Genomic DNA, 25,845 nt, shown 5'->3' on the forward strand with positions numbered 1-25,845 from the left:
CTACAGGAAAAAATCTAAAACTGGCAAAACGGCCCACATGGGCCGTACGCCACAGCGCGGGCAAAAGGCTTGTCCGGGCTGTATTCCTACCAGCGGTAGTGGGCAAACGCCTTGTTGGCCTCTGCCATCTTGTGGGTGTCCTCACGCTTTTTGACAGAACCGCCGGTGTTGTTGACGGCGTCCATCATCTCGGCTGCCAGCCGCTCTTTCATGGTTCTCTCGGAGCGCTTGCGGGCGTACAGCGTGAGCCAGCGCAGACCCAGGGTCTGACGTCTGGCGGGGCGGACCTCCATGGGGACCTGGTAGGTGGCGCCACCGACACGGCGGGCCTTGACCTCTAAGACAGGCATGATGTTCTCGAGGGCCTGCTCGAAGACCTCTACAGGGTCTTTACCGGTCTTTTCGTTGACGATATCGAAGGCACCGTACACGATCTTCTGGGCCACACCTTTTTTGCCATCATACATGATGGAGTTGATCAGGCGGGTCACCATCTTGGAATTGTACAGCGGATCGGCTAATACGTCGCGTTTTGCAATTTTACCTCTTCTTGGCACTTTGCTTCCCTCCTTCATATAAATGAATTCACAGGTACTCGAAAGCGACAAAACTCCCGTATTGCCAAGACGAGACATTTATAAAAAATGCCATCATCTGGCTATAACAAGTCTTGTTTACTTCGAAGCACCAGCCTTCGGACGTTTTGCGCCGTACTTGGAGCGCGCTTTCATACGTCCGTTAACGCCCTGGGTATCCAGAGTGCCGCGGATGATGTGGTAACGCACACCAGGCAGGTCCTTGACACGTCCACCGCGGATCAGTACAACCGAGTGCTCCTGCAGGTTGTGGCCGATACCGGGGATGTAAGCCGATACTTCCATTCCGTTGGTCAGTTTCACACGGGCGATCTTTCTCAGCGCCGAGTTCGGCTTCTTCGGGGTCATGGTTCTAACGGCAGTGCATACGCCGCGCTTTTGCGGAGAAGACATGTCGGTCTGCTGTTTCTTGATGGTGTTCAAGTTTTTCTGCAGGGCCGGAGCAGTCGATTTCTTCACAGAAGCAGTTCTGCCTTTGCGAACGAGCTGGTTAAAGGTTGGCAATGTATTTACACCTCCTTGAAAATGAGTCAGTTGGGCCATCTAGACATGGCTCAACATTTGAATTTTAACACCTATACAATTATTTTGTCAAGCTTTTAGGTAATATTGCCACATAAAAAGTTTGTCATGCGGCATTTATGAAAGTTTTTCCGTTTTTGGGTAAATAATCAGCCTCGTAAAACCATGTTTCTGGTTTTTTATGCAGCTCTGTCAAGACCGGGCTGCTGCGTGACAGGCGGGGCGCGCAGAACAGACCGGACCAGACTGGACCAGACCGGACCGGGTGCAAAAGAGCGGTTGAGGGCGGTGGTATACTGTGTATATAAAAGGAAAGAAGATGCCAGGCGCGCTGAGCGCCCGGCGATGACAGACGGAGGTAGAGGCCATGACATACGCGATCGTTTACAGCAGCCACACCGGCAACACAGCCCAGTTGGCAAAGGCGCTGCCGCCACTGTGGGCGGAAAGCGAGCCGCTGTATTGCGGGGTCCCGGACGATGCGGCACTGGCGGCCGATCTGATCCTGGTGGGGTTTTGGACTGATAAGGGCGGGTGCGACCAGCAGACAGCTGCCTTTTTGCCCCAGCTGCACGGCAAGACGGTGGCGCTGTTCGGCACCGCCGGGTTTGGCGGCAGCCGCGACTATTTTGACCGCATTTTAGAGCGGGTGGCGGCGCTGGTACCGTCGGATGCCCGCCTGTTGCCGGGCTTTATGTGTCAGGGCAAAATGCCCGAGAGCGTGGGGCAGCGGTACCGGCAGATGCTAAAAGACGACCCGGGCAACGCACAGGCGCAGGCCATGCTGCAAAACTTTGACGCCGCGCGCAGCCACCCCGACTCACAGGACTTGACGGCGCTAAAGCGGTGGGCGCTGGCACTGGTACAGGGGCTATAAAATATACCTCTCCCCTGCTCGGTGCACCAGTTAGGCGGCCACAGGCCAACACCAGAAAGTCAACGGGCGTACGGGTTATGGCCGGGGGCGGAAAGAAAAAGAGCAGGGGCAAAAGCCTCTGCTCTTTTGTCGTTTTAGGATAAATTACTCGCCGATCTGGTCGAGCTGGAACTCGCAGGGAGCCACCTTGGAGACCAGGTCCTCGGGGGTGCGCTTGACGACCTCGACGTCGTTGTAGATGGGCATACCGGTACCGGCCGGGATGAGCTTGCCGATGATGACATTCTCTTTGAGGCCGATGAGCGGATCTGCTTTGCCTTTGATGGCGGCGTCGGTGAGCACACGGGTGGTCTCTTGGAAAGAGGCGGCCGAGAGGAAGCTCTCGGTGGCCAGAGAGGCCTTGGTGATACCCAGCAGCACCGGGATATAGTTGGCCTTTTGCAAGCTGACTTCGCCCGCGGCGATGCGGCGCTCGATCTCCTGATTGGCCTTGATGAAATCGCCTTTTTCGACCACCGAACCGGAGATGAGATTGGTGTCGCCGGCGTTGTCCACCCGCACCTTCTTCATCATCTGGCGGACGATGACCTCGATATGCTTATCGTTGATGTCAACGCCCTGCAGGCGGTAGACGCGCTGCACCTCTTGGATGAGGTAGTTCTGCACGGCAGTCTCGCCCTTGATGGCCAGCACGTCGTGGGGATAGACTGAGCCCTCGGTGAAGGTATCGCCTGCCTCTACATACTGGCCCTCGGTGACCCGGAGACGAGAGCCATAGGGGATGAGGTAGCTGCGCTCGTCTTTGGTCTCGTTGTTGGTGACCACCACGTGACGGGCCTTTTTGATCTCGCGGATGGAGACCACACCGTCGATCTCGCTGATGATGGCCATGGTCTTGGGCCGGCGGGCCTCGAACAGCTCTTCGACGCGGGGAAGGCCCTGGGTGATATCGTCAGCCGAGGCGATACCGCCGGTATGGAAGGTACGCATGGTCAGCTGGGTGCCGGGCTCGCCGATGGACTGGGCGGCGATGATACCCACCGCCTCGCCGATGGCGATCTCTTTTTTGTTAGCCAGGTTGGCGCCGTAGCACTTGGCACAGATGCCGTGGGTGGCGTCACAGGTGAGGATGGAGCGTATCTTGGCGCTCTTAACCCCGGCGGCCACTACCTGAGCGGCGATGGTATCGGTGATCAGCGTATCGCAGTCGACCAGCACTTCGCCGGTCTCGGGGTGCAGGATGGGCTCGGCGGCATAGCGGCCGGTAAGGCGCTCCTGCAGCGGCTCGATCATCTCGTTGCCCTCACGGATGTCCTCGACCACGATGCCGTTATGGGTGCCGCAGTCCTCTTCCCAGACGATGACCTCCTGCGAGACGTCCACCAGACGGCGGGTCAGGTAACCCGAGTCGGCGGTACGCAGTGCGGTGTCGGCCAAGCCTTTACGGGCGCCACGGGAGGAGATGAAGTACTCCAGGATGTTGAGGCCCTCGCGGTAGTTGGCCTTGATGGGCAGCTCGATGGTCTTACCGGAGGTGTTGGCGATCAGGCCGCGCATGCCGGCCAGCTGACGGATCTGGTTGATGGAACCGCGGGCGCCGGAGTCGGCCATCATGAAGATGGGGTTATACTGGTCGAGGTTGTCGGTCAGGGCGTCGGACACCTTGCTGGTGCAGTTGTCCCAGATCTCGATGACCTTGGCATAGCGCTCGTCGTCGGAGATGAGGCCCTTGTTGTACAGGCTGACCACCCGGTCGATCTGCTCGTCGGCCTCGGCCAGATAATCGGCTTTCTGGGGCGGGATCTCGGCATCGCAGACGGCCACGGTGATGGCGCCTTTGGTGGAGTACTTAAAGCCCTGGGCCTTGATCTTGTCGAGCACCTCGGAGGTGGTGGCGGTGCCGTGCACCTGGATGCAGCGGTCGATGATATCGCCCAGCTGCTTTTTGGTGACCAGGAAATCCACTTCCAGGTCTATCTTCTTGTCGGGGTCGGAGCGGTCGACATACCCCAGGTCCTGCGGGATGGGGGTGTTAAAGATCAGCCGGCCCACGGTGGTATCGATGATCTTGGAGCAGCGCTCGCCATCGATCTCGCGGGTGAGGCGGACCTTGACCCGGGCGTGCAGCCCTACCGAGCCCTCCTGATAGGCCATGAGGGCCTCGGCCTCGTCGCGGAAGATCATCCCTTCACCCGGCTCGCCGGGCTTCTCCATGGTCAGGTAGTAGGAGCCCAGCACCATGTCCTGGGTGGGCACCGCCACCGGGCGGCCGTCGGAGGGTTTTAACAGGTTGTTGGCCGCCAGCATGAGGAAACGGGCCTCGGCCTGCGCCTCGGCCGACAGCGGCACGTGCACGGCCATCTGGTCGCCGTCGAAGTCGGCGTTGTAGGCGGTACAGACCAGCGGGTGCAGTTTGAGAGCGCGGCCCTCGACCAGTACCGGCTCGAAGGCCTGAATGCCCAGACGGTGCAGAGTAGGCGCGCGGTTGAGCAGCACCGGGTGGCCCTTGATGACGATCTCCAGGGCGTCCCACACCTCGTTGCGGGCGCGCTCGACCATCTTGCGGGCGCTCTTGATGTTGCCGGCGGCGCCGGTCTCGACCAGACGTTTCATGACGAAGGGCTTAAACAGCTCCAGCGCCATCTCTTTGGGCAGGCCGCACTGGTACATTTTCAGTTCGGGGCCGACCACGATGACTGAACGGCCGGAGTAGTCGACGCGTTTGCCCAGCAGGTTCTGACGAAAACGGCCCTGTTTGCCCTTGAGCATATCCGACAGCGACTTGAGCGGCCGGTTGTTGGGGCCGGTGACCGGGCGGCCGCGGCGGCCGTTGTCGATCAGGGCGTCTACTGCTTCCTGCAGCATGCGCTTCTCGTTGCGCACAATGATATCGGGCGCGCCGAGCTCGAGCAACCGTTTGAGGCGGTTGTTGCGGTTGATGACCCGGCGGTACAGGTCGTTCAGATCGGAGGTGGCAAAACGGCCGCCGTCGAGCTGTACCATGGGGCGGATATCCGGCGGGATGACCGGGATGACATCCAGGATCATCCACTCGGGCTTGTTGCCGGAGAGGCGGAAGGCGTCGACCACTTCCAGCCGCTTGAGCAGCCGGATGCGCTTTTGACCGGTGGCGGTCTCCAGCTCCTCTTTGAGCTCTTTGCTCAGGGCCTCGAGATCGATATCCTGCAGCAGCTTTTTGATGGACTCGGCGCCCATGCCGGCCTCGAACTCGTCCTCGTACTTCTCGCGCATATCCCAGTACTCTTTTTCGCTGAGCAGCTGCTTTTTCTCCAGCGGCGTAAAGCCGGGATCGGTGACGATGTAGGAGGCAAAGTAGAGCACCTTCTCTAACAGGCGCGGAGAGATATCGAGAATGAGGGCGATGCGGGAGGGAATACCCTTAAAGTACCAGATGTGCGATACGGGCGCGGCCAGCTCGATATGGCCCATGCGTTCACGGCGCACCTTGGCGCGGGTGACCTCGACGCCGCAGCGCTCGCAGACCTTGCCTTTATAGCGCAGCCGTTTATACTTGCCGCAGTAGCACTCCCAGTCCTTGGTGGGCCCGAAGATGCGCTCACAGAACAGGCCGTCGCGCTCGGGCTTTAGGGTGCGGTAGTTGATGGTCTCGGGTTTTTTGACCTCGCCATGGGACCACTCCCGGATCTGCTCCGGGGAGGACAGGCCGATCTTGATCGATTCAAAAACATTAAATTCCATAGGCGTCCCCTTTTTCTATATCAGAAGGCATGTTTTCCGTTTTTTGCGGATCACAGCGCGTTACATGTTCTCGTCTTCAAGATCTGCGTCGTCGTTACCGCCGAGCAGCGCGCCCAGCAGGTCGGCGGCACCGGTGTCCTCGCTGTCTTCGCCGGTGAGGATCTCCTCGGGCACGTCCTCGACGCTGAGCTCCTCGATCTCGCTGTCGACAGCTACATTGGAGAACGCCTCGTCATCCACCACTTTGGGGATGCCCATATCCTCGTCGTCGAAGTTCTGTTTGAGGTCGATCTCCTCGCCGTCTTTATCCAGCACACGGATATCCAGCGCCAGCGACTGCAGCTCTTTGATGAGCACCTTGAACGACTCGGGCACACCGGACTGGGGCACGTTCTGGCCCTTGACGATGGCCTCGTAGGTCTTGACACGGCCCACCACGTCGTCGGACTTGACGGTGAGGATCTCCTGCAGGGTGTAGGCGGCGCCATAAGCCTCCAGCGCCCAGACCTCCATCTCGCCGAATCTCTGGCCGCCGAACTGGGCTTTGCCGCCCAGAGGCTGCTGGGTGACCAGCGAGTACGGGCCGGTGGAGCGGGCATGGATCTTGTCGTCGACCAGGTGATGCAGCTTTAAGAAGTACATATAGCCGACGGTGACCGGGTTGTCAAACGGCTCGCCGGTGCGGCCGTCGTACAGAACGGTCTTGCCGTCCTCGCGCAGACCGGCCTCGCGCAGGGCATCGCGGATGTCCTCCTCGTGGGCGCCGTCGAATACGGGGGTCATCATCTTCCAGCCCAGCGCCTTGGCGGCGCGGCCCAGATGGACCTCCAGCACCTGTCCGATGTTCATACGGGAGGGAACGCCCAGGGGGTTGAGCACGATGTCCAGCGGGGTGCCGTCGGGCAGGAAGGGCATATCCTCCTGCGGCAGGATGCGGGACACGACGCCCTTATTGCCGTGGCGGCCGGCCATCTTGTCGCCCACCGAGATCTTTCTCTTCTGGGCGATGTAGCAGCGCACCACCATGTTGACGCCGGGGCTGAGCTCGTCGCAGTTCTCGCGGGTGAACACCTTGACGTCGACCACGATACCGTACTCGCCGTGGGGCACCTTCAGCGAGGTGTCGCGCACCTCGCGCGCCTTCTCGCCAAAGATGGCCCGCAGCAGGCGCTCCTCGGCGGTGAGCTCGGTCTCGCCTTTGGGGGTGACTTTGCCCACCAGGATATCGCCGGCGCGCACTTCGGCGCCGATGCGGATGATGCCGCGCTCGTCGAGGTCCTTGAGGGCCTCTTCGCCCACATTGGGAATGTCGCGGGTGATCTCCTCGGGGCCCAGTTTGGTGTCTCTGGCCTCGGTCTCGTACTCCTCGATATGCACCGAGGTGTAGACGTCGTCGCGGACGATCTTCTCGTTTATGAGGACGGCGTCCTCGTAGTTGTAGCCCTCCCAGGTCATAAAGCCGATGAGCGCGTTTTTGCCCAGCGCGATCTCGCCGTTGTCGGTGGCGGGGCCGTCGGCCAGCACCTGGCCCTTGACCACTTTTTCGCCTTTGTCGACTACCGGGCGCTGGTTGGTGCAGGTGCCCTGGTTGGAGCGCATGAACTTGATGAGCTTGTACCGCTCGAGTTTTCCCTCGTCGGTGCGCAGCAGCACCTCGTCGGCGCTGACGGCCTCGACCACGCCGTCGTGTTTGGCCAGCACGCAGACGCCGGAATCGACGGCGGCTTTGTACTCCATACCGGTGCCCACCACCGGGCTCTCGGTCTTGAGCAGCGGCACTGCCTGCCGCTGCATGTTGGAGCCCATCAGCGCGCGGTTGGCGTCGTCGTTTTCGAGGAAGGGGATCATGGAGGTGGCCACCGAGAGCACCATCTTCGGCGATACGTCCATGTAGTCGACCTTGTCGCGGCCGATCTCGAGGATCTCGTCGCGGTGGCGGGCGTTGACCTTTTTGTTTTTGAAGTGGCCCTCTTCGTCCAGCGGCTCGTTGGCCTGGGCCACCACGAAGTTGTCCTCCACGTCGGCGGTCATGTAGACCACCTCGTCGGTGACGACACCGGTGGCCTTATCCACCTTGCGGAAAGGCGCCTCGATAAACCCGTACTCGTTTATTTTGGCAAAGGTAGCCAGGTAGGAGATCAGGCCGATGTTGGGGCCCTCAGGGGTCTCGATGGGGCACATGCGGCCATAGTGGCTGTAGTGCACGTCGCGGACCTCGAACCCGGCGCGATCGCGGGACAGGCCGCCGGGGCCCAGGGCCGACAGGCGGCGCTTGTGGGTGAGCTCGGCCAGGGGATTGGTCTGATCCATAAACTGCGACAGCGGGCTGGAACCAAAGAACTCTTTGATAGAGGCCACCACCGGGCGGATGTTGATGAGGGCCTGCGGGGTGGCGCTCTCCAGCTCCTGGGCCTGCAGGGTCATGCGCTCACGGATGACCCGCTCCATACGGGAAAAGCCGATGCGGAACTGATTTTGCAGCAGCTCGCCCACCGAGCGGATGCGTCGGTTGCCCAGGTGATCGATGTCGTCGGTGGTGCCGATGCCCTGCGCCAGGCAGTTTAAGTAGTTGATAGAGGAGAAGATATCGTCGATGATGATGTGCTTGGGCACCAGCTCGTCTTTTTTCTGGGTGATGAGCTCTTTGAGCTCCTCGTCACCCTCAGCGGCCTCGAGGATATCCAGCAGTACCGAGAAACGGACCTTTTCGCGGATGCCGCACGCGGCCGGGTCGATGCCGGGCACGAAGTGGGCCAGATCGACCATGCCGTTGGAGATGACCTTGACCTGGCGGCCCTCTACGTCGAGCACCACTGTGTCCTGGCCGGACTCCTGGATCTGCAGCGCCTTTTCGCGGGTGAGCAGCTCGCCGGCCTCGGCGATGATCTCGCCGGTCATGGGGTCGATGGCGGGCTCGGCCAATTTTTGGCCGGAGATGCGGTCGCCCAGGGCCAGCTTTTTGTTGTACTTGTAGCGGCCCACCTTGGACAGGTCGTAGCGGCGGGCGTCGAAGAAGAGGTTGTCGATATGGGTCTGGGCACTCTCGATCGTCGGCGGCTCGCCGGGGCGCAGCTTGCGGTAGGTCTCGAGCAGGCCCTCCTCGGTGGACTCGGTGGTGTCTTTTTCCAGGGTGGCCATGATCTTGGGGTCCTCGCCGAAGAAGTCGATGATCTGGCTGTTTTGACCCAGGCCTAATGCGCGGATGAAGGTGGTGACGGGGATCTTTCTGTTCTTGTCGATGCGGACGTAAAAGATGTCGTTGGAGTCGGTCTCGTACTCCAGCCAGGCGCCGCGGTTGGGGATGACGGTGGAGGTGAACAGCTCCTTACCGGTCTTGTCGTGCTCCATGCCGTAGTACACGCCGGGGCTGCGCACCAGCTGGGAGACGATGACCCGCTCGGCGCCGTTGATGACAAAGGTGCCGCTGTCGGTCATGAGGGGAAAATCCCCCATGAAGATCTCCTGCTGCTTGACCTCGCCGGTGACTTTGTTAAACAGCCGGGCGGTGACCCGCAGAGGGGCGGCGAAGGTGACGTCGCGCTCCTTGCACTCCTCTACCGAGTACTTGGGCTCGTCGTCGAGGCGATAGTCCACAAAGTCCAAAACCAGATTGCCAGTGTAGTCGGTGATGGCGGACACGTCCTCAAATACCTCTTTGAGGCCCTGCTCCAAAAACCACTGGTACGAGTTTTTCTGCACCTCGATCAGGTTGGGCATCTCCAGTACTTCGTTGATCTTGGAAAAGCTCATCCTGACGTTTTTACCCAGCTTGGTCGGCTTGACATTCACCATAGGCTCGATCACTCCTTCATCTATTGAACATCCCTCATTACCGGTAAATCCGATAAAAAATGATGTTGATTTCACGGCGGGTTCATGCTATAATACTTGTGCGAGAGCTACAAATATCCATTTTGATACAGTATATCATTATAGTATAGATATCTCCTGATGTCAACCGATTTGCACGGGAAAAGTTGTGATTTTAGCGACTTTTTCCGTTTTTTTGATCTACTGCAACAGAGCAGAGCGACACCTGGCTTTTGGTGTCGCTCTGCTCTTTGCTCATTACAGTGGCGGGCGGTAGAGTGCCCGTTTCTATTTGTCGGGTGGGGTCTGGGGAGGTAAGGGACGGTCAGGGCAGGGCGATGTCGCCTTTCTGTGTTTTCAGCAGCATTTTGCTCCGATCGTCGCGGGTGTAATGGGCGGCGGTGGTAAAGCTGTTTTTACCCTCGACCGTTTTGCCGGCGCGGGTGACTTTGCCGTCTTCGGCCAGGCAGTCGACTGCGTAGGTCTCGGCCAGCTGGCGCTGTTGGGTGATGCTGCCCTTTTGCGTGATGGCGGTGGTGGGGCAGGCGTATTTCCCCCGTCCCACATCCAGCAGGATATCGCCGCTGTCGATGTTGACTGTGGCCTGCTGGCTGCCGCCCTGCAGCGACACGTCGCCCGTGCCGCCAATGACCGAGATGACCCCGTTATCCTGCAGGCGGCTGATTTCGACCTGGCCACTGGTGCGCCTGATATACAGCTGGCCGGCCTTGACATCGCTGGCCTGCAAGTCGCCGTCGAGCTGCAGCCGGGCGATATCTACCTGCAGCTTTTGCAGCTTGACTGGACCGCCGGCACTGGCAAAGTTGAGTGTTTTGCCCCTCTGCGGAGTGGCATTTTGGTAGGTGCTCTGACCCCGCTCATTTTGGTAGTCCATCTCGCTCACATAGACTTCTAGCAGACTGCCGTTGCCGCGGCCGAGCCTGATGGCGGCCTGCTGAGCGCTGATGTCGTGCAGCTGTATATCGCCCTGACGGGTGTCGATCTCTAAATCATCGGCCTCCAGGTGATCGACGAGCACGTCGCCTTTTTGCAACACACAGCTCACCGTACCGCACCTGCGGTACGGCAGCGTGATGCGCACCTGATTGCGTTTTTGCCCGCGCGGGTCCAGCAGCGTGGTGCCCACGCCGCGGCCCTGCGATGCTGTCTCGCCGATCGATAGGATACCGTCCTTGACCTTTACATCGGGCGAGCGGAGAGAGCCGTAGCACACCGTTTCTACCGAGAGCTTCTCCCCGTGGACGATCTGCACATCAAAATCATCCAGATGCAGCTGGATGCCGACGGCCCTGCTTATGCGCCCCTCTTCAGGGTAGCTGACACGGCTGCGCGGGGTATCTTCTACCATGAACAGGCCCTTCTGATCGGCTGCCACCCACAGGCTGGAGCCGGAGAGATAGCCCGCACCCATGAGTACCAGCCCGGCGGCAGCTATGGCGACTGCGGCGATACGTACTCTTTTTTGGCGATCAGCGGCCATGTGCAGTCACCTCCTCTGCTGTTTGCCGACCGGCGGGCGGGGTATTCCTCTTGCGGGGGCGGGGCAGCCGACCGGAGAGCGCCGACAGCGCCAGCAGCGCACCGCCGGAAACGAACAGGCCAAGACCCAGGTAGAACAGCGCCCCCATAGGCCCGGTCGAAAACAGCGTGAGGCTGAGGATGACCACCACCACCCCGCACAGGAGCAGCCACGCCGAGAGCACAAACAGGATGCAAAAACCCGCAATCCGCAGCCGCTCCCGCTTGTGGGGCGATTTTGAAACGCACCTTTCTGACCGCCGACGGCGATGTGACCCCCACTTTTGGGCCGCTGCTGCCAGCCACTGCCGCCAGCGGCCGGCTGACGGGCTCTGGTCGTTTTCCTCGAGAATGCGGTCAGCCAGCTGCCGCGGGTCACCCAGCTGGGCGATCACCTCCTGCTCGGCATCCGCTCCCGCATCTTCGAAATAGTCGACGTAGTACAGCAGCGCACTGGACCGCTCTTCGGTGGAGAGCGTATCCAGACAGGTCTCCAATCTTTTAAGGTACTGCTCTCTATTCATCGCCACAAAGCCCCCTCAACAAAATATCATCTATCCGGTTCTTGTAGGCCTCCCACTCGGTCCGGTACTGCTGCAGTTTTTCACGCCCCTGGGGGGTGATGGAATAATAGCGGCGGTTGCGCCCCTGAAAGGCCCGGTCGTAGGTGGAGAGACTGGCCTCTTTTTGCAGGCGGCGCAGCACCGGGTACAGGGTGGACTCGGAGATCTGCAACACGCCTTTGACCCGCTGGGTGAGGACATAGCCGTAGGTATCTTCCCGGTCCAGTACCGCCAGCACGCAGCACTCCAGCAGCGCCGCGCCGGTCTGAAAGATCATCTGCTCGCCCCCTTATTATTTCTACAACCATATTATATCAAATATAATATACACTTGATACTGGTAGCTGTGCCAATCTTGACCTCTGTTTTCTGGCACTGTATACAGGGGTAGACGCATTACTGAAAGGTACGGCGCCGCTCTCCCCTATTTCTGGTCCAGTGGGCAGTTCTTGCCGCCACTGCACCAGTGAGCCTGTTGCGGGCCGACTTGCTGAGCAGCCGTTCTGCGGTTCTGCGGGCCGTGTGTTGTGTGTTATGTGCTGTATGCTGGATGCTGGCCGGGTGAGAACACGCAGACGCGCAACCGCCCCGCATCGCTGCGAGACGGTAAAGGTGGCGGCCAGCGAGACCGCTATGGCGCCCGCAGCGGGGCAAAATAGAGAAACCGCCCGCGACAGTTACATCGCGGGCGGTTTTTTAACATATGGTGTGCTGCGGCAGGGCAGCAGACGGACACTAGTCGGCCAGACTGCCCTGCAGGGCCTCGACCAGGCTGGTCATGCCATCGGTGATGGCCCGGCGCTGCTGCTCGGTGAGGTTTTCGTAGGCGTTTTCCTCGGCGGTGGCCAGTTCATCCAGCAGGGGAAAGGCAAACTGTTCTCCTGCTGGGGTGAGAGCCACCAGCTTGCCCCGGCGATCGCTGTCGTTTTGCTTGCGGTGTATGTACCCCTTTTTCTCGAGGCCCGAGAGCAGAAAGGACACCGTCTGCTTGGGCAGGGCGGTCTTGTCACAGATGTGCTTTTGGGTGCAGCCCTGGGGGTTTTCGCGGATGATGTCCAGCACCAGCACGGTGTTAAACTGCACGCCCCGACGGGCGGCCCAGGCGCCATACAAACTGTCGATCATAAACCAGTTCTCGTAGTAGCGGCGGACATGGTACTGGATATCTTGACTCTCGCTCACGGCGGTAGTTCCCCTCTTTCGTATAGCTGTGTATAAGGCGGTCAGTCGTCGGCAAATTGGTCGATGGTGTATGAGGCCAGCTGGGCGTTGACCGAGTCGGCGATCTTGCCGAATACGCGGCGCACCTTGCAGTTGCCCGCGCTCTGACACTCGCAGTCGCTGTTTTGGTCGAGGCACTTGGAGATGGTGACCGGCCCCTCGATGATCTCGACGATGTCGCGCAGCGATATCTCGGCGGCGGGCTTTTGCAGCTCGTACCCGCCCTGCGTACCTTTATAGGAGCGCACCAGGCCCCCGGCCACCAATTTACTGAGTATCTTCAGTGCAAAGCGCAGCGTGACATCGGTGGCTTCTGCTATTTTTTTGGCCTCGGTCCGGCTGGTGACGGTAGCCAGATGCCGCACGATGCGCACCGCATAATCGGTCTCCCGGGTAAAAACCATTTCTCGCAACTCCTTGCTGTCAAAAGTTAACCAAATTACTATACATTCTGTATCCAGTATAGAACAGCAACTGCGATTTGTCAAACGGGAGCGGACATATGGGCTAGTCTAAAAAGTCTTTGAGCTTTTTGCTGCGGCTGGGGTGGCGCAGCTTGCGCAGAGCTTTGGCCTCGATCTGGCGGATGCGCTCGCGGGTGACGTTAAACTCTTTGCCCACCTCTTCCAGGGTGCGGCTGCGGCCGTCCTCCAACCCAAAGCGCAGCCGCAGCACCTTTTCCTCGCGGGGGGTGAGCGTTTGCAGCACCTCGCCCAGCTGTTCGCGCAGCAGCGTGTGGGAGGCGGCCTCGGCGGGGGCAGGGGCGTCGTCGTCGGGGATAAAGTCGCCCAGGTGACTGTCCTCCTCCTCGCCGATAGGGGTCTCGAGCGACACCGGCTCCTGCGCCACCCGCATGATCTCGCGCACCTTTTCGGCCGGCATGTCGAGCACATCGGCGATCTCTTCGGCGGTGGGCTCATGGCCATTTTGGTGCAGCAGCTGGCTGGAGACCTTTTTGACCTTGTTGATGGTCTCGACCATGTGCACCGGGATGCGGATGGTACGGGCCTGGTCGGCGATGGCGCGGGTGATGGCCTGACGGATCCACCAGGTGGCGTAGGTGGAGAATTTAAAGCCCTTGGTGTGATCGAACTTCTCGACAGCTTTGATGAGGCCGAGATTTCCCTCCTGGATAAGGTCTAAAAACTGCATACCACGGCCCACATAGCGCTTGGCGATGCTGACTACCAGGCGCAGGTTGGCCTCGCTCAGGCGCTTTCTGGCGTAGGGGTCCCCCTCGCTCATGCGCTTGGCCAGCTTGATCTCCTCCTCGGAGGTGAGCAGCTGCACGCGGCCGATCTCTTTGAGGTAGACTTTGACCGGATCGTCGATGTTGGCGCCGTCGGCAGCGGTGGCGTAGCGCTTGCCCTCCTCGATCTCCTTGTGGGAGTACTTGCTCTCGGCAGTGCTCACCAGCTGGAAATCGGCCTCGGGGTCGATGTCCTGCTCGGTCTCGAGATCGTCGACGATCTCGACCTTTTTGCTCTCGAGCAGCTCGTAGAGCTTGTCTACCTGCTCCACATCGAAATCGTATTTCTCGATGAACTCGGTGAGCTCCTGGGTGGTGAGCTTGCCTTTTTTGGCGCCGATCTCGGCGATGGTCAGCATGCTAGCGGTGTTTGCCGTGTTGTCCATTTTTGCCATACGTCTTTTCTCCCTATTCTCCTGCGTGTTGGTGTCTGTATATGGGTGCGGGGTGCTATGCCCGCTTATTTTTTTTGCTGCCGCAGCTGGCGCATCATCTCGGCCCAGTCCGCGTCGGGGGTGTGGGCGATGGTCTCGCTGTCGGGGCGGCTGCTCTCTTTTTTGAGCAGCCCGATCTTCTGGTCGATCTCCTCGATGTCGATGTGCAGCGGCGCGGTCTCGGCGATGATGCGGGTGACCCGGGCCAGCTCCTGATCGGTGAGCAGCTGGGCCAGGTAAGACAGGTCACCGGTGAGACCGGCATCGAAAGCGCCTTTGAGCAGGCTGTACACCCGGCGGTTAAAATCGGTGACAAAGTCGCACTCGGCCAGCTGAGGGTAGATGCGCCGGCCAAAGGCGACATCGCGCAGCAGCGCGGCGATGAGGAACTCCTCGGCGGTGTTGGCCAGCGGATTTTTAGCCGCCTGGGGATTTATCTTGTCGCGGTAGTCGATGGCGCTGCTGAGCAGTTCGCTGCGCTCTTTTTTCTTTTGTTTGCGGTAGTGCTGCCGCCGCAGCTGCTCTACCTGCTCGAGCACCCCCTGCTTGGTGGCCCCGGCCCGCTCGGCCACCACCCCGGCGTAGATGTCGCGCTCGGCGGGGGTGGGCAGCGCCGCCACGACCACCGCGGCGTCTTTGATATAGCCGGCGCGGCCAGCCGGCTCTTTTAAGTCGTGGCCGGTCTCGGCTCGCTGCAGCTCGTACTCGGTGGAGCCGCGGGCATTTTGCAGCAGGCGCTCAAAGCGCAGATTGCCGTATTTTTTGATGTACTCGTCGGGGTCTTTGGCCTCTTGCCGGGGGATATGCAGCACCCGCGCCTTGATGCCGGTGGGCGCCAGAATGCCGATGGCCCGCTTAGTGGCGATCTGCCCGGCCTCATCGGCGTCGTAGGCGATGGTGATGGTGTCGGCGTACTGGGCGATGAGCCGGGCCTGGTGGTCGCCGATGGCAGTGCCCAAAGTGGCCACCGCCGTGCAGAAGCCGGCCTGGTGCATGGCGATGACATCCATGTAGCCCTCGGCCAGAATATAGGCGCGATCTTTTTGTCGCTTGGCAAAATTGAGGGCGAACAGATTGCGGTTTTTGTGAAAGGCCGGTGTCTCGGCGGTGTTGAGGTACTTGGGCTTTTCGTCGCCCATGTTGCGGCCGCCAAAGCCGATGACGTTGCCGCGCAGATCGATGATGGGGAACATCACCCGGCCGCGGAACTTGTCGTACACGCTGCCCTTAGACGAGCGGGCCACCAGGTCCGCCGCCAGCAGATCGCCATCGGAAAAACCCTTTTTGCGCAGCGCGTCGCGCAGGGCATTCCAGCTCGACGGGGCAAAGCCCAGGCCGAAGTGCTTGATGGTCTCGATGCTGAGACCGCGGCCCAGCAGATAGTCGAGCCCCTGCTTGCCGGCCGGTGAGAAGAGCGCCGCATAAAACCAGCGGGCGGCGGCGCGGTTGGCCTCGAGAATGCGCAGTTTGAGCTTGCCCATCGAGTCGTCGACCCCCTGCTCGGGCATCTGCATGCCGGCGCGCTGGGCCAAAAACTTGACCGCCTCGATATAGTCGAGGTTCTCGGCGGACTTGATAAAGGTGATGACGTCGCCGCCGGCACCGCAGCCAAAACAGTAGTAGGACTGGGTGTCGCGGTAGACCACGAAGGAAGGCGTTTTTTCAGAGTGGAAGGGGCACAGGCCCTTGACGGTATTGCTGCCGGCCCGCTTGAGGTCGACGTAGGAACCGACCACGTCTTCGATGTCGTTTCGGAATTTCAGCTCGGTCAAAAAGCTCTCGGGCAGCAAGGCGCTCCTCTCCTTTCGTCAAAATCTGCCTCCCGGGCAGAGCTATACTGGTGCTAACGCGCCGTGTCGTACAGCTACTCTCCGTGCCAAAACTGGGGGACGTACAGCCGCTCGAACAGCTGGACGGCATAGTCGTCGGTCATGCCCGAGAGATAGTCGCACACGGCGCGATCGAGGCCCCAGCGGTCAGCCAGCTGCTGATATCGCGGCGAGAGCGCATCGGGGTCGCTGACAAAGTGTTTATAGAGGGTGATGATGAGCTGTTCGGCTTTGCTCTCCTCTTTTTTGGCCACCGGGTCGGTGTACACCACATCGAACATAAACTGGTGCAGCCGCTGATAGGCGGTGTACACCTCCTCCCCCATCCAGATGCGCGCACCGCTGTTTTCCAGCAGCGAGCGCACCAGCGTGGTGATGCGCTGATTTTTGCCCCGTCCCAACACCGCCACACTGTCGTAGGGCAGCTCGTTTTCCTGCAGGATACCGGCGGTGATCGCGTCCTCGATATCGTGATTGATATAGGCGATGCGGTCGGCATAGCGCACCAGCTGGCCCTCCAGCGTTTTGGCGCGGACACCTTTGGTATGGCAGGCGATACCGTTGCGCACCTCGTAGGTGAGGTTGAGACCGCGGCCGTCTTTTTCTAAAAAGTCGACTACCCGCACGCTCTGCAGGTAGTGGCGAAAGCCGGCGGGACAGACCTCGTTGAGCGCCCGCTCACCGGCGTGGCCAAACGGCGTGTGCCCCAGATCGTGGCCCAGGGCGATGGCCTCGGTCAGATCCTCGTTGAGACGCAGCCCACGGGCGACGGTGCGGGCGATCTGCGAGACCTCCAGTGTGTGGGTGAGGCGGGTGCGATAATGATCCCCTTTAGGGGACAAAAACACCTGTGTTTTGTGTTTGAGACGGCGAAACGACTTGCAGTGTAAGATGCGGTCGCGGTCGCGGGCAAAATCGGTGCGGATATCGCAGGGGTCAGTAGGGTGCCGCCGCCCCCGCGAATCGGCGGCGCACACCGCATAGGGTGACAGCGTCTGCCGTTCGGCCTGTTCGCTGCGGCTGCGAATGGTGGTGTCGATGGGTGTCACCTCCCCTATGTATATGTAGGGCAGTTTTTACAAACTGCGTTGGGTACAGATACGATATATGCGTGAGGCACGCCGCCGGCGCAGACGATGCCCCTCTAACAAGCTTATACGCAAAAACGCGGGCTATCCCTCTTTTTTTGCAAAATTACAAAAAGAGCCGCTATTTTATCGGCTTTTTGCCAGGAGTGCACCGCCATCTCGCGCCGCGCGCAGTGCGGCAGCTACAGATAGGAAAAGTGACTCTTAATCTTTTTGGGCACCACCCGGCCATCGGTGCGCTCGGTGACCTCGTCTACCAGGCGCTGGTAGTCGCTGCCCTTGACGGTGAGCGCCAGTGTGACATCCACCTCGAAACGGGTGTCGCTTATCTGCAGCGTGTAGCCGGGCAACATATTCTGTATGACGCCGTAGAGATTATAGGGCACGGTGAGTATACAGTCGATGCAGGTGCACATGGTAATGATATCGGCGCCGGCCACCGCCAGCGAGGCGGCTTTAGAATAGGCCCGCAGCAGCCCGCTGGCGCCCAGCAAAACGCCCCCGAAATAGCGGGTGACCACCAGCAGCGCATCGGTGATCTGCGCCTTTTGCAGCACCTCTAATATGGGGCGGCCGGCAGTGCCCTGCGGCTCGCCGTCGTCTGATGAGCGCTCGACATGATCGGTGCGCAGCCGATAGGCATAGGTGTGGTGCCGCGCTTCGCGGTGCTGCTTTCTTACCTGGGCGAGCAGCGCATCTACCTGTTGCTGGTCGGCTGCTGGAAAGAGCTGCCCGATAAAGCGGGACTTTTTTTGCTCGTAGAGCGACTGGGCGGCACCGCCGGGAGTGCGGTATTCCTGTAGCTGCAGCGCATCTGCCATGGTCCTCTCCTCTCTGGCCGCGGGCGGCCGGCAAAAAAAGAAAGGCGGTGCTTTTTTAAAAAACACCACCTGCTAGACTTTTGTGAAAAGCCCGTCTTATTTTGTGCCAAAACGCTTTTTAAAGCGCTCAACACGTCCACCGGTATCGACAAGTTTCTGTTTGCCTGTATAGAATGGGTGGCATTTTGAACAGATCTCAACACGAATATCGCTCTTGGTGGAACGAGTCGTAAAGGTCTCGCCGCAAGCGCATCTGATTGTGGTCTCTTCATATTTTGGATGAATCCCCTGTTTCAACGTAGTCACCTCTTTCACTCAACGAAACGTTACTTTCAAAATAATAGCACAGCCCCCCGCAAAATGCAAGTACTTTTTTGCAAAAAAACGCGGTGGCGGCGGGGCGCGCCGCACCTTTATCCCCCGTTTGGCTCTCCCCTATTTTAGCACATCTGCCGTCCCCCATAAGTCGTAGGATTTACCAAAATTATTGTGTAAAATTTTCGTAAACACTTGCAAATTCACGAAACATTTGTCACAATATACCTATATAAAGGAATTTTGTAAGCGCATACACAGAGAGGAGGTGCCGGCGGTGACCATCGGCATCATCGATATGGGCTCCAACTCTATCCGCCTGTCGGTCTATCGCTGCAAGGGGCGTTCGTTTTCTCTGCTGTTCGGAGACAAGCAGATGGCCGCTCTGGCCGGTTGTATAGAGGGTGGCGACCTGACTGAACAGGGCGTTGAGCGCGCCTGCGGGGCACTGACGCGGCTGCTGCAGCTGACCCGACTGCTGGAAGTCGTACAGGTACAGGTATTTGCCACCGCATCGCTGCGGCAGATAAGAAACCGGACGCAGGTGCTGACGGCGATCGAACAGGCGTGTGGGGTGCGCCCACAGGTTCTTTCGGGCAAAGAGGAAGCACTGTGCTCGCTGGCCGGGGCGATGCACGCCACCGGCGCTCGGGCGGGGCTGGTGTGCGATATCGGCGGTGGATCGACCGAGCTGGTGGGCTTTGCCGACGGTCGGCCGCTGGATGCAGTAAGTTTGCCGCTGGGCTCGCTGTCGCTGTCGCGGCGGTATGTACCGGGCCTGCTGCCCACGGCAGCGGCCGTGAAGCAGATGCGCCAATACATCACCGAGCAGCTGTGTCTGCTGGATTGGCCAGTGCCGCCCGGCGGGGTGCTGTGCGGAATTGGCGGCACCGTGCGCGCCTGTGGGCAGCTATACGCCCAGATGGGCGGCGGCGACTTGGCCGGCTACTTCCCCGCCAGCTGGGCCGACGAACTGTGCGCGCTGCTTGCCAGCGGCGATGAAAAGCTGCAGCGGCAGGTGTTTTTGCTGGTGCCCGAGCGCATATTGACTCTGGTCCCGGGCGCTGTTTTGCTGGGGCAGATCGCCGCCCATTTTGGCTGCCGACAGGTGCAGGTGAGCGCCGGCGGTGTGCGGGAGGGGTATCTGTTGCGGTACGTGCTGGCAGACCCTGCGGCCGAAAACTGACCGGCGGCCCAAAACGACTTGGATAGAGGAGCAAAAGGAGCATACATATTATGAAAGACAAGCGGCACCGCAGCTGCATGGAAAACCGCGAGCTGTCCTGGTTAAAATTTAACGAACGGGTGCTGGAGGAGGCTAACTGCCAAGAGACCCCGCTGATGGAACGGCTGAAGTTTTTATCGATCTTCACCTCTAACCTGGACGAGTTTTACATGGTGCGGGTGGGCACATTGACCGACTTGGCCCTGGTAGAGCCCGACGACCGCGACTCGAAGACCGGCATGACCGCCCAGGAGCAGCTGGCGGCGATCTACCGCGAGACGGCGCCCCTATATGCCCAGCGTGACCGGGCCTTTGCCGAGTTGACCACCCTGATGGCCCAGGCGGGCATTTCTCAACTGCACTACGACGAACTAAAACCCAGCGAGCAAAAGCTGGTAGAGAAGGAATTCTATCGCACGGTGCTGCCGGTGCTGTCGCCCCAGATCATCGACACTCGTCATCCGTTCCCCCACATCGACAACAAGCAGCTCAATGTGGCGGTGTCGCTGCGGCATAAAGATCACACCATGTTCGGCATCATTCCCCTGCCCGGCTCGGTGCCTCGCATGCTGTTCGTGGATAGAGAACAGCTGCGCTATATCCTGATGGAGGAGGTGCTGCTGCAGTTCGCCCCCAAGGTGTTTGACATGTACAAGGTGGGGGAAAAAGCCATCATCTGCATCACCCGCAACGCGGATATCGACGCCGACGCCGGCATGTACGACGAGGACCTGGACTACCGCCAGCACATGAAAAAGGTACTAAAAAAGCGCATGCGGCTGGCCCCGGTGCGGCTGGAGGTGCAGGGGGATATCAGCGAGGGATTTATTAAGTACCTGCGGGGCAAGCTGGGCATTACCCGCGAACAGGTATTTTTGTGTGCGGCGCCGCTGGACCTGTCTTTCTGCTTTGCCCTGACAGGTCAGTTGCCGGCACCGCTTGTCAGCCAGCTGACCGACGCCCCGTTCACCCCGCAGCAGCCGGCGCTCGTAAAACAGGGCGAGCCGGTGCTGCGACAGGTGCTCAAGCGGGATATCCTGCTCTCGTACCCCTATGAGAGCATGAACCCCTTTTTGCGGCTGATCAAAGAGGCGTCGGAAGATAAAAACGTGCTCTCGATCAAGATCACGCTCTACCGCATTGCCCGGCAGGCCAAGTTGGCCGAATATCTGATCGCCGCGGCAGAAAACGGCAAAGAGGTATTTGTGCTCATGGAGCTGCGGGCCCGCTTTGACGAGCAGAACAACATCGAGTGGGCCCAGCGGCTGGAGGAGGCCGGCTGTCGGGTGATCTACGGTATGGACCATTACAAGGTGCACTCGAAGATCTGCCTCATTACCCGCCGCGAGCACGGGCGGCTGCAGACCATCACTCAGGTGGGGACCGGCAACTACAACGAAAAGACCGCCAAGCTCTACACCGACCTGGCCCTGATCACCGCCAACCCACAGATCGGTGCTGACGCCACTGCGTTTTTTAAAAACATGTCGATCGGCAACCTGCACGGCAGCTATGGGCAGCTGTGGGTGGCCCCCTGCTGCTTTAAACAAAACGTGCTGCGCTGCATCGACGAGCAGATCGCGCTGGCCGGCAGCGGCCAACCCGCGGGGGTGATGATGAAATTCAACTCTCTCACCGACATCGACGTGATGGAAAAGCTCATTGAGGCTTCTTGTGCGGGGGTACCCTGCCAGCTCATCGTCCGCGGTATCTGCTGCCTGGTGCCGGGCGTGGAGGGGCTGACCGAGAACATCACCATCATCAGCATCGTGGGGCGCTACCTGGAGCACTCGCGGGTGTACTGTTTCGGGGTGGGACAGCAGATGAAGATGTACATTTCCTCGGGGGACATGATGAGCCGCAACACCATGCACCGGGTAGAGGTCTCGTGCCCGGTGTACGACCCGGCCCTGCGCCAGCGCATCCTGCACATGATGCAGGTAATGCTGGGCGATAATGTAAAGGCCCGCCAGCTGGGCGCCGACGGGCGCTACCGCATACGCCACCCCGACGGACAGATACCGGTGGACAGCCAGCAGTGCTTTATGGACCAAGCCATATTGGACGCGCAGAAGCAGCCGGTCGCCGGCCAGAGCAGTGCGAGCCGCGGGCTGTGGCAAAAGTTGCGGGGGCTGTTTGGCCGGTAGTGCATCTCCCCCGTCTTAAGCATATAAAAAGCGCTGCGCCAGACCGACAGCTGGCGCGGCGCTATTTTGGTTGAATGGGCTGGCGAAAGCGGCTATACTATAAGGTAAAAAGAACCAGTGACCAGAGGTGCCGCCCGCCGCCTGTTCAGGGCAGCGGCGGGGGCCGGTAAAACAAAGCAGTTATGGGGCGCCGGGGCGATCTTTATCCCGGGCGGCCCAATGATAAAAAGGAGTGTTTTGTATTGACGTGGCATGATAGGACGCCCCAGCAGATCGCGGGGCAATTTTCCAGCGATCTGGAACGGGGGCTCACCGATGAGGCCGCCGCCCGTGTGCTGTCCGAGGTGGGCGAGAACAAGCTGCAGGGCAAGCCGCCCAAGACCCTGCTGCAGCGCTTTGCCGCCCAGCTCAAAGACACCATGGTCATCATTCTCATCATCGCCGCCGTTATCTCGACGGTGCTGGCGGTGATGGAGGGGCACGGCGACTTTCTAGAGCCCGCCGTCATTCTGTTCATCGTGATCCTCAACGCGGTGTTGGGGGTATTTCAGGAGAGCAAAGCCGAAAAGGTGCTGGATGCCCTCAAAGATATGTCTACCCCCCACGCGCGGGTGGTGCGCAGCGGCCGCGAGCAGATCATCTCCTCGGCCGAGCTGGTGCCGGGCGATATTCTGGTGCTGGAGGCCGGCGACTACGTGCCCGCCGACGCCAGACTCATCGAGTCCTCCAGTCTGCAGTGCGAGGAGAGCGCCCTGACCGGAGAGAGCGTACCGGCCCAAAAAGATGCGGCGGCCACAGTGGAGGAGCGGGCACCGCTGGGCGACCGGGTAAACATGGTGTATTCCGGTTGCAGCGTTACCTATGGCCGCGCTAAGGCCATCGTCACCTCGACAGGTATGTCCTCACAGATCGGTCAGATCGCCGCCATTTTAGACAGCCAGCAAGACACCGCTACTCCGCTGCAGCACAAGTTAGAAAAGATGGGCAAAACGCTGGGCCTGGTGGCGCTGGGCGTGTGCGCGGTGATCTTTATCATCGGCCTCATCGGCGGCACCCCCATCAAAGAGATCTTTATGACCGCTATCTCGCTGGCGGTGGCGGCTATTCCTGAGGGGTTGCCGGCCATCGTCACCATCGTTCTGGCGGTTGGTGTGTCGAAAATGGTGCAGAAAAACGCACTGATCCGGCGCTTACCGGCGGTGGAGACGCTGGGCAGCGCCTCGGTCATCTGCTCGGATAAGACCGGTACGCTCACCCAAAACCGCATGACGGTAACTGCCTGCTGGGTGCCCCGCCGCCAGGAGCGCGCCGACGGTGAGGACCTGCTCGACGAAGTGGGCGCCCCCGACACCCCGGCCGAGGTGGTGTCGCTGCTAAAACTGGCCACACTGTGCTGTGACGGCAAGGTGTTAGAGCAGCCCGACGGCAGTTTGCAGCATATCGGCGATCCCACCGAGACGGCGATCGTAGCCGCCGCACTACAGGCGGGGGAAAAGCAGGAGCAGCTGAATGCCGACTACCCCCGCATGTTCGATCTCCCCTTTGACTCGGACCGCAAGCTGATGACCACCGTCAACATGATCGACGGCCGGCTGCACGTCATCGTAAAAGGCGCTTTTGATATTTTGGCCCCCCGCTGCAGCGGACAGATCGAGACCGCCCGCAAGGCAAACGACCAGATGGCCCAAAATGCACTGCGCGTACTGGCTGTCGCCCACAAGGTCATCGAGGTGCTGCCGCCAGAAGACGAGTCGGCCAGCCTGGAGCAGGATCTCTCGCTCATCGGCCTCATCGGCATGATCGACCCGCCCCGCCAGGAGGCCAAAGACGCCATCGCCACCTGCAAAAAGGCCGGTATACGCCCCATTATGATCACCGGCGACCATGTGGTGACCGCCTCGGCCATCGCCAGCCAGATGGGCATTTTGCAGGAGGGCCAAAAGGCCATCACCGGCGCCCAGCTGCAGGAGATGAGCGACGAGCAGCTGGCGGCTACCATCGGCGACTACTCGGTATACGCCCGGGTGACACCGCAGGACAAGATCCGCATCGTCAAGGCCTGGCAACAAAAGGGGCAGATCGTGGCTATGACCGGTGACGGCGTCAACGACGCCCCCGCCCTGAAGGCGGCAGATATTGGCTGTGCCATGGGCATTACCGGCACCGATGTGGCCAAAGGGGCCGCCGATATGGTACTGACCGACGACAACTTCGCCACCATCGTGGTGGCGGTGCGCGAGGGGCGCGGCATCTTCCAGAACATCGTCAAATCGGTAAAGTTTTTACTCAGCTGCAACATCGGCGAGATCTTTACTGTGCTGGCCTCGATGCTGGCCGGCTTTGGCGCCCCGCTGAGCGCCATCCAACTGCTGTGGGTCAACCTGGTCACCGACGGGCTGCCCGCTTTAGCGCTGGGTATGGACGCTCCCGGCAGCGACGTGATGGACGATCCGCCGCGGCCCAAAGATAAAGGCATTTTTGACGGGCCCATGTGGCTGCACATCGTGCTGCAGGGGCTGATGCTGGCGGCGCTCACCGTGACCAGCTACGTGTTGGGCCGCTATGTGTTCGCCGAGAACTCGGTAGCAGAGGGGCGGACCATGGCCTTTTTGGTGCTGGCACTCTCACAGATGTTCCACATCTTTGGCGCCCGCACCCGCCGCTCGATCTTCAAGTCCAACCCTTTTGCCAACCGCTATCTGAACCTGGCGGTGCTGGCCTCTATCGCGCTGATCTTGGCAGTGGCGCTGATCCCGCCGGTGGCCGGTATCTTTGGCATGGTACACCTACCGCTGGCCGCCTGGGGCTGCGTGCTGGGACTGAGCGTGCTGCCGGTGCCCATCGTGGAGATCGCCAAGCTGTTTAGCCGCAATAAATAAAACTGCATCACCGCTATAAAAGAGAAAGAGCCACCCGGCCGGATGGCCCTTTCTTTTTTATACTCTATTTTTGCCGGTGGTCTGCGCCGGCCCGATAGCGGCCCAGTAGCCCGTCGTACCGTCGGCCAGCCAGCCGAAAATACAGCTCGAACCCGGCGGTGAATACAGCCAATACAGCTAAAAAGATGAGCCCGAACAGCACCCAAGCGCTGGTATACTGGCTGGGAAACCACTCCAGCAGCAGGGCCGCCCCTACCAGTACCGGTAGTAACAGTGCGGCAAACAGCAGCAGGCGGGCGGTGTAGCGCATCTTTTTAAAGAGCGCTTGCGTAAAGCACAGGTATTGCAGGCCGGTGGCGACGGCGGTGAGCCCCAACAGGTATAAAAGGCTGGTGACTCGTATTTGGGTGCGCCCCATAAACAGGCACACCAGCGCGTACAGCAGCGCACAGCCGGTAAAGGCAAAGCAGCAGGCGGCTTTCCACTCCATGACCCGGCGCATAAATTTTTTCATCAGCGATCTCCCCTCTCCAGAGCGGCCAGTTTTTGGCGAAAAGCGCCCGCGTACTGACGGGAGGCGTACAGCTTTTCACCGCCCTCCACGGTGAGCAGCAGCCGGCCGCCCAGATCGGGGCGCATGGCACATATCTTGGCAAAATTGACGATGGTGGACCGTGAGGCCCGGAAAAAATCGAGTTTCTCCAGCCGGTCAGCCAGCTCATACAGGCGCAGGGCGCTCTCGTATACGGCAGTTTCGGTGTAGAAAAAGGTCTTTTTATCCACCGAGTCGATATACAGAATATCCCGTACGTCGACGATGTGGACCTCCCCGTCGCGGATACCGGTGAGCTTTTGCTGGTAGAGTCGCAGACCGGTCACGATCTGCAGCACCTCTTCGTCGATGACCGGGCAGTCGATCTGCACCTGCGTCTCGGTGAGTGCCGGGTCTTGATTCAGTTTGATCTTCACACACAGCTCCTCCTGTCTGCACAGATGGCAGCACCTCTGTA

General features: G+C 60.1%; 20 protein-coding genes. 4 read left to right on the forward strand and 16 right to left on the reverse strand.

Going from position 1 to position 25,845, the window contains the following annotated elements; genetic code table 11:
* Positions 1–86: 86 nt before the first annotated feature.
* Both rpsG and rpsL read right to left on the reverse strand, forming a co-directional pair.
* Positions 87–557, reverse strand: a complete 471-nt coding sequence (gene rpsG / locus H8K20_RS08665) for a 30S ribosomal protein S7 (protein WP_178089874.1) — start codon at positions 555–557, stop codon at positions 87–89.
* A 117-nt stretch (positions 558–674) separates the two neighbouring features.
* Positions 675–1,100 carry a 30S ribosomal protein S12 gene (gene rpsL / locus H8K20_RS08670; RefSeq protein ID WP_105204898.1) on the reverse strand — a complete coding sequence of 142 codons (426 nt, stop codon included), beginning with the start codon at positions 1,098–1,100 and terminating at the stop codon, positions 675–677.
* A 385-nt stretch (positions 1,101–1,485) separates the two neighbouring features.
* Here rpsL and bilS point away from each other — a divergent pair, with 385 nt between their 5' ends.
* Positions 1,486–1,995 (forward strand): flavodoxin family protein BilS, encoded by a 510-nt coding sequence (bilS, locus tag H8K20_RS08675; RefSeq protein WP_186488114.1) that lies wholly within the window; start codon positions 1,486–1,488, stop codon positions 1,993–1,995.
* Between the two features lie 144 nt (positions 1,996–2,139).
* On the opposite strand, the gene rpoC is transcribed toward bilS, so the two are convergent.
* The 12 genes from rpoC to rpmE form a co-directional block, all read right to left on the reverse strand.
* Entirely contained in the window at positions 2,140–5,715 is a 3,576-nt protein-coding gene (rpoC, locus tag H8K20_RS08680; protein WP_186488115.1) for a DNA-directed RNA polymerase subunit beta', read from the reverse strand.
* Between the two features lie 60 nt (positions 5,716–5,775).
* Entirely contained in the window at positions 5,776–9,507 is a 3,732-nt protein-coding gene (rpoB, locus tag H8K20_RS08685) for a DNA-directed RNA polymerase subunit beta (protein WP_186488116.1), read from the reverse strand.
* 343 nt (positions 9,508–9,850) lie between these two features.
* Complete coding sequence (locus H8K20_RS08690; protein WP_186488117.1) at positions 9,851–11,026, reverse strand: DUF4097 family beta strand repeat-containing protein; 1,176 nt, start codon at positions 11,024–11,026, stop codon at positions 9,851–9,853.
* Positions 11,016–11,588: a DUF1700 domain-containing protein gene (locus H8K20_RS08695; protein WP_186488118.1), complete on the reverse strand. Its 573-nt coding sequence runs from the start codon at positions 11,586–11,588 to the stop codon at positions 11,016–11,018. The genes H8K20_RS08690 and H8K20_RS08695 overlap by 11 nt, the downstream gene beginning before the upstream one ends.
* Positions 11,581–11,904 (reverse strand): PadR family transcriptional regulator, encoded by a 324-nt coding sequence (locus H8K20_RS08700; RefSeq protein WP_105204904.1) that lies wholly within the window; start codon positions 11,902–11,904, stop codon positions 11,581–11,583. The genes H8K20_RS08695 and H8K20_RS08700 overlap by 8 nt, the downstream gene beginning before the upstream one ends.
* A gap of 458 nt (positions 11,905–12,362) precedes the next feature.
* A complete protein-coding gene (locus H8K20_RS08705; RefSeq protein WP_105204905.1) occupies positions 12,363–12,809 on the reverse strand; it encodes a MarR family winged helix-turn-helix transcriptional regulator in 447 nt (148 codons plus the stop codon).
* Positions 12,810–12,850: 41 nt separating this feature from the next.
* On the reverse strand, positions 12,851–13,252 hold the full coding sequence (locus H8K20_RS08710) for an RrF2 family transcriptional regulator (protein ID WP_105204906.1): 402 nt from the start codon (positions 13,250–13,252) through the stop codon (positions 12,851–12,853).
* Positions 13,253–13,355: 103 nt separating this feature from the next.
* Entirely contained in the window at positions 13,356–14,483 is a 1,128-nt protein-coding gene (rpoD, locus tag H8K20_RS08715) for an RNA polymerase sigma factor RpoD (RefSeq protein WP_186488233.1), read from the reverse strand.
* A gap of 74 nt (positions 14,484–14,557) precedes the next feature.
* A complete protein-coding gene (gene dnaG, locus H8K20_RS08720) occupies positions 14,558–16,321 on the reverse strand; it encodes a DNA primase (RefSeq protein ID WP_186488119.1) in 1,764 nt (587 codons plus the stop codon).
* A 74-nt stretch (positions 16,322–16,395) separates the two neighbouring features.
* Positions 16,396–17,409 carry a deoxyguanosinetriphosphate triphosphohydrolase gene (locus H8K20_RS08725; RefSeq protein WP_341480834.1) on the reverse strand — a complete coding sequence of 338 codons (1,014 nt, stop codon included), beginning with the start codon at positions 17,407–17,409 and terminating at the stop codon, positions 16,396–16,398.
* A 221-nt stretch (positions 17,410–17,630) separates the two neighbouring features.
* Complete coding sequence (locus H8K20_RS08730) at positions 17,631–18,269, reverse strand: IMPACT family protein (protein ID WP_186488120.1); 639 nt, start codon at positions 18,267–18,269, stop codon at positions 17,631–17,633.
* 96 nt (positions 18,270–18,365) lie between these two features.
* Positions 18,366–18,566, reverse strand: a complete 201-nt coding sequence (rpmE, locus tag H8K20_RS08735; protein ID WP_105204909.1) for a 50S ribosomal protein L31 — start codon at positions 18,564–18,566, stop codon at positions 18,366–18,368.
* 295 nt (positions 18,567–18,861) lie between these two features.
* On the opposite strand from rpmE, the gene H8K20_RS08740 reads away from it, so the two are divergent.
* The 3 genes from H8K20_RS08740 (at position 18,862) to H8K20_RS08750 (ending at position 24,835) form a co-directional block, all read left to right on the forward strand.
* A complete protein-coding gene (locus H8K20_RS08740) occupies positions 18,862–19,770 on the forward strand; it encodes a Ppx/GppA phosphatase family protein (RefSeq protein WP_186488121.1) in 909 nt (302 codons plus the stop codon).
* Positions 19,771–19,820: 50 nt separating this feature from the next.
* Positions 19,821–21,956, forward strand: a complete 2,136-nt coding sequence (gene ppk1 / locus H8K20_RS08745; protein WP_105204911.1) for a polyphosphate kinase 1 — start codon at positions 19,821–19,823, stop codon at positions 21,954–21,956.
* A 242-nt stretch (positions 21,957–22,198) separates the two neighbouring features.
* Positions 22,199–24,835 (forward strand): cation-translocating P-type ATPase, encoded by a 2,637-nt coding sequence (locus H8K20_RS08750; RefSeq protein ID WP_243206201.1) that lies wholly within the window; start codon positions 22,199–22,201, stop codon positions 24,833–24,835.
* A gap of 64 nt (positions 24,836–24,899) precedes the next feature.
* Here the strand turns inward: H8K20_RS08750 and H8K20_RS08755 are convergent, their stop codons facing one another.
* Both H8K20_RS08755 and H8K20_RS08760 read right to left on the reverse strand, forming a co-directional pair.
* Entirely contained in the window at positions 24,900–25,349 is a 450-nt protein-coding gene (locus tag H8K20_RS08755) for a hypothetical protein (protein ID WP_186488123.1), read from the reverse strand.
* Entirely contained in the window at positions 25,349–25,804 is a 456-nt protein-coding gene (locus tag H8K20_RS08760) for a LytTR family transcriptional regulator DNA-binding domain-containing protein (RefSeq protein WP_186488124.1), read from the reverse strand. Before H8K20_RS08760 ends, H8K20_RS08755 begins: the two co-directional genes overlap by 1 nt.
* Between the last annotated feature and the right edge of the window lie 41 nt (positions 25,805–25,845).

Source organism: Neobittarella massiliensis (ex Bilen et al. 2018) (assembly GCF_014269355.1).
Lineage (GTDB): Bacteria > Bacillota > Clostridia > Oscillospirales > Ruminococcaceae > Neobittarella > Neobittarella massiliensis.